Below are 5,334 nucleotides of genomic sequence, written 5' to 3' on the forward strand. Positions count from 1 at the left end.
CCCGCCTCGAAGTGCGACACGAGCACCGGGTCGACGTAGGACCGCTTGCTCACCGCCGGGGTGTTGCCGAGCTGGCCCGCCACCGTCTTCATCGTGTGCGTCACGGCCGCCTTGAGCTTGCGCTGCGCCGTCGGCGGGGCGCCGTCGTCACCGACCTGGGTCGCGAGGGCCACCGCAGCCACCACCCCGGCGTTCCAGGTGCGCAGGTCCTTCGCGGTGAACTCCTCGCCGAGGAGCTCGCGGACGGCGTCGTTGACGTCGTCGGCGGTGACGTCGTGCCACGTCGTCTCTCCCCTCGACCGCCGCCGCCACGCGAGCAGGTCGTCCCCGCCGCCACGGCGGCGCTTGAGCGAGGAGACCAGCCGGTGGGTCTGCTCGTCGTGGATGGTCATGCTGCGCTCGACGCCGGCCTTGGCGACGTAGTGGAACTCGACCGCCCCGTCGCGGCGGGCGACGGCGTGGTCGCGGCGCAGGGTGGCCAGGCCGAAGGAGGCCTCGCTGTGGCGGTCGCGGTCGGCGTACTCCTCGCCGCCGACCCGGAAGGCGCCCAGGTCCAGCAGCCACACCGCGCCCGCCAGCACCCGGTCCCGGCCGAGGCCGTCGGTGGCGAGGCGCTCGGAGAGCTCGCGGCGGGCGTCGGGCATGAGCGCGCCGAGGCGGGCCACCCGCTCGAACTTCTCCGCGCCGCGCTGGGCGATCCAGTCCTCGTGGTAGCGGTACTGCCGCCGGCCGGCCGCGTCGGTCCCGACCGCCTGGATGTGGCCGTCGGCCAGCGGGGAGATCCACACGTCGCGCCACGCCGGCGGGATCACCAGCGCCTCGACGCGGTCGAGCACCTCCGGGTCGCGCACCGGATCGCCCGACGTCAGGTCGTGGTAGCTGAACCCGCGCCCGCGCCGGCGGCGTCCGATCCCCGGGCCGTGGGGGTCCACCCGCTGGAGCGTCATCACCCGGACGTACCCGGGTTCGCGACGTGCACAACCGTGCGTTGTGGCGCGCGAACGGAGCCGTTTCGGACGCATCGACGGTGCCCATCCCGGCGCCGTGACCGACGACTCACGTGCTGCCGTCGACGGCCCCTGCGGCCCCGTGCCCGCCGACCTCGCGGACGCGGTCGGACCCGCCACCGCCCGGGTGCTCGGCGAGGGGGCGGAGCTCGGCGACGGGCAGCGCGACGCGATCCTCGCGGCGCTGACCACCGACACGCTCGCCGTCCTGCCCCCGGCCGCGGGGAAGACCGCGATCTACGCCATCACGGGCGCCGTCCTCGGGGGCCGGACGGTGGTCGTCTCCCCCACCCTCGCGCTGCACCGCGACCAGGTCGCGCACCTGCGCGACGCCGGGCTCGTCGCCGAGGCCCTCAACTCCGAGCTCGACGCCGGGCGCCGCGACACGGTGCTCGCCGCGTTCGCCGCGGGCGAGGTCGAGGTGCTGGTGACCTCCCCGGAGCAGTTGGCGCGCCCCGACGTGCTCACCGGGCTGGCGGCCGGGCGGCCCACGCTGCTCGCGATCGACGAGGTGCACTGCGTCTCCGACTGGGGCCCGGACTTCCGCCCCGACTACCTCGCCCTCGCCCCCGCCGCCCGCGCGCTGGGCTCGCCGCGGGTGCTGGGGCTGACCGCCACCGCGTCGGTGCCGGCCCGCGAGGAGATCCTCGACCTGCTCGGCGTGCCGGACGCGTGCGTGGTGGTCCGGGACGTCGACCGGCCGGACACCCACCTCACGGTGCGCCTCGTGCACGACGAGGACGCGAAGTGGGACCAGGTGGTGGACCAGGTCGCGCGGCTGCGCGAGGAGTCGGGTCCGGCGGGCATCGTCTACGTGACCACCCGCGGCCACACCGACCTGCTGGCGCGGCGCCTGAGCGAGGCGGGCACCCCGGCGCAGGCCTACCACGGCGGCCTGCGCAAGGCGGAGCGCGCGCGCGTGCAGGACGCCTTCATGACCGGCGGGCTCGACGTCGTCGTCGCCACCAGCGCCTTCGGGATGGGGATCGACAAGCCCGACGTGCGCTGGGTGCTGCACGCCGACGTTCCCACCTCCATCGACGCCTACCACCAGGAGATCGGGCGCGCGGGCCGCGACGGCGGGGCGGCGCGGGCGGTGCTGCTCCACCGGCCGCAGGACCTCGCGCGCCCGAAGCTGTTCGCCTCCGGGCGCGACGCGCGGGCCGCCGCCCTCGGCACCATTGTCGAGGCGATCCGACTGCACCCCGACGACGGGGTCGCGCAGGCCGAGCTCGCCGACGCGGCGGGCCTGTCGAAGGCGGCGCTCTCGCGGGCCGTGCCGGCGCTCGTCGTCGGGGGCTCGGTGCGCCAGATCCCGGGACGGCGCCTGGCGCCCGGGGCGAACCGGGAGCCGGCGAGCGTCGTCGCCGAGTCCGCCGCCGGTCTCGTCGCCCGCAGCCGCGAGCGGCAGCGGAGCAAGGTCGAGCTCGTCCGCCGCTTCGCGGAGGGCCGGGGCTGCCGCCGGCGGACGCTGCTCGAGGTGCTCGGCGAGTCCCGCATCGAGCCGTGCGGGAACTGCGACCACTGTGACTCCGGCGACGTCGGCGACCCCGGGAAGCGGTCCGGGACGTCTGAGGGGGAGCCGGCACCGGGCGAGGCCGTGGCCCACGAGGAGTGGGGACGCGGTGTGGTCCAGACGGTGGAGGGCGACACGGTGGTCGTGCTCTTCGACGACGCGGGATATCGCACGTTGTCGATGCCGGTGGTCCGGGAGCGCGGCCTCTTGACCTCCGTGTGACCGGCCCGGTGTTTCGTTGTCACACAGCGTGTACACCCTGGTATTAATGGAAGTTCGCTCTCGTGTACCCGTACGGAAGGTGACCGTGCTCCTCGATCCCACCTCGCCCCGGCTCGACACCGCCGTCTCCGCCGCCCCCCTCCCCAACGAGATCCCCGACGTCACCGACGCCGTCGCGGTGCCCGACGTCCCCGACGCCGAGGTCGTGCACGACCTCCCCGCCGACCTCGCCTCCCTCGTCTCCCGCGCCCGTCGCGAGCGCGGCTCCGCCCTCGCCCTCGTGCACCTGCTGCTCGAGCGGGGCTGGTCCACGTCGGCCGTCGGCGCGACGCTCGAGGGCCAGGTCGGCCTGACGCGCACCCAGATCGAGGCGCTCGCGACCGTGCGCCGGCCCCGGACGTCCGCCTCGGACGTCGCCGACCGGCTCGTCGCCGCGCGCCGCCCGCTCGTCCGCGTCCCCCACCCACGTCGCAGCTGAGTTCGGCGCGTCGGCGGCGGGGTCGCTGGGCACCTTGGGACGCTGTCCCCCCGCCGCACGACCCCGAGGAGCACCGGTGCCCGCCGTCCAGGACGACCTCGCCGAGCTCGCCGCCGCCTACGGGGTCGCGACCGAGTACCGCGACGCCGGCGACCGCACCGTCGCGGTCGACGCCGACGTCCTGGTCGACGTGCTCGCGGCGCTCGACGTGGACGCCTCGTCCCCCGACGCCGTCCGGGAGGCCCTCGCCGCCCGTCGCGCGCGTGGCGGCCTGCCGCCGACGATCGTCGCCCCCACCGATCTCGAGCTGCCCGCGCCCGGGGAGCTGACCCTCGAGGACGGCACGGTCCGGTCGGTCGCCTCGCTCGACGCGGACACCACCGCCGACCTGCCCGTCGGCTACCACCACCTGCGCTGCGGCGACGCCGAGGCCACGGTGCTGGTGGCGCCGCCGCGGCTCCCCGAGGTCCCGCGCACGTGGGGCTGGATGGTGCAGGTCTACTCGCTGCACTCGGAGGGGTCGTGGGGCTGCGGTGACCTGGTCGACCTGCGGGACGTGCTGTCCGCGGCGTCCGGCCAGGGCGCGGGCGCGGTGCTGACCAACCCGTTGCACGCGCTGCGCCTCGACCCGACCGTCGAGTCGTCCCCCTACTCGCCCTCGTCGCGGCGCTTCCTGCACCCGGTCTCGCTGCGGGTGCAGGGCACGCCGGCCTACCGCGCCGCGCCCGCGCACGTCCGCCACGCCGTCGACCGGCTGGCCCCGGGGCCCGGCACCGCGGAGGTGCTCCAGGACGTCCCCGACGACGGCCTCATCGACTACGACGAGGTGTGGAGCGCCAAGCGCTCGGCCCTCGCGCTCCTGCGCCCCTTCGCCCGATCGGTCGGGGCCCTGCCCGACCTCGCGGACCGGGAGGCCCCGCTGGTCCCGGGCGGGTTCCTCGCGCCCCCGGACGCCGACGACGTCGAGCACCCCACCACCGACGAGGCCCTGGCCGCCGAGCACCAGGCCGCGCTGGCCGCCATGGACCCGGCCCTGCGCGACGTCGCGACCTGGTTCGCGCTCGCCGAGCGGCACGGGCCGGAGTGGCGGACCTGGCCCGAGGACCTGCGTTCTCCCGAGGCCCCCGGCGTCCCGGAGGCGCGCGCCGAGCTCGCCGACCGCATCGTCTTCCACGCCTGGTGCCAGTACCTGCTCGACCTGCAGCTCGCGGACGCCCACGCCGCCACGTTCGGCATGCCGGTCGGTCTGATCGCCGATCTCGCCGTCGGGTGCGCCCCGGACGGCGCGGACGCCTGGGCGCTGCAGTCGTTCCTCGCGCCGGGCGTCCACGTGGGCGCCCCGCCGGACGACTTCAACCAGCTGGGCCAGGACTGGTCACTGCCGCCGTGGCGCCCCGACCGGCTCGCCGAGGCCGGGTACGCGCCGCTGCGCGACATGCTCTCGGCGGTGCTGCGCCACGCCGACGGCGTGCGGATCGACCACGTCGCCGGCCTGTGGCGGCTCTGGTGGATCCCGCCGGGGCGTCCGGCCACCGAGGGCACGTACGTGTCCTACGACGCGGCCGCGATGCTCGCCGTCCTGGCCATCGAGGCGACGCGGGCCGGGGGGATCGTCGTCGGGGAGGACCTCGGCACCGTCGAGCCCGAGGTGACCGAGGGGCTCGCGGAGCGCGGGATGCTCGGGTGCGCGGTGCTCTGGTTCGAGCGCGATGACGAGGGTGACCTCCTCCCGCCCCAGCAGTGGTCGGAGACCAGCCTCGGCACGATCTCGACGCACGACCTGCCGACCGCGGTGGGGTTCCTGCGCGACGAGCACGTGGCGGCGCGGGAGGCCGCGGGGCTGCTCACCGACCCCGACGAGGCCCGGGAGCAGGCCGCGCGGGACCGCGCCGAGCTGCTGGCACTGCTGGTGTCCCAGGGCCTGCTCGCCGAGGGTGACACCGACGAGGAGCGGGTCGTCGCCGCGATGCACGCGCTGCTCGCGCGGGCGTCGTCGCGGATCGTGCTGGCCGCGTTCACCGACGTGCTCGACGAGCCGCGCCAGCCCAACCTGCCCGGCACCACCGACGCCTACCCGAACTGGCGGATCCCGCTGCCGCTGTCGGTCGAGG

General features: G+C 76.1%; 4 protein-coding genes. 3 read left to right on the plus strand and 1 reads right to left on the minus strand.

Annotation, left to right across the window (positions count from 1 at the left end):
* On the minus strand, positions 1-947 hold a 947-nt coding region (locus AC0CYZ_RS10500), incomplete at its 3' end, for a DNA topoisomerase IB (protein ID WP_472214979.1).
* 97 nt (positions 948-1,044) lie between these two features.
* Here AC0CYZ_RS10500 and AC0CYZ_RS10505 point away from each other — a divergent pair.
* The 3 genes from AC0CYZ_RS10505 to AC0CYZ_RS10515 form a co-directional block, all read left to right on the plus strand.
* Positions 1,045-2,745 carry a RecQ family ATP-dependent DNA helicase gene (locus AC0CYZ_RS10505; RefSeq protein WP_472214982.1) on the plus strand — a complete coding sequence of 567 codons (1,701 nt, stop codon included), beginning with the start codon at positions 1,045-1,047 and terminating at the stop codon, positions 2,743-2,745.
* A gap of 85 nt (positions 2,746-2,830) precedes the next feature.
* Positions 2,831-3,223 carry a hypothetical protein gene (locus AC0CYZ_RS10510; protein ID WP_472214984.1) on the plus strand — a complete coding sequence of 131 codons (393 nt, stop codon included), beginning with the start codon at positions 2,831-2,833 and terminating at the stop codon, positions 3,221-3,223.
* A 76-nt stretch (positions 3,224-3,299) separates the two neighbouring features.
* A partial coding sequence (locus AC0CYZ_RS10515; RefSeq protein WP_472214986.1) for a 4-alpha-glucanotransferase occupies positions 3,300-5,334 on the plus strand: 2,035 nt, incomplete at its 3' end.

The organism is Actinomycetospora sp. (assembly GCF_055612215.1).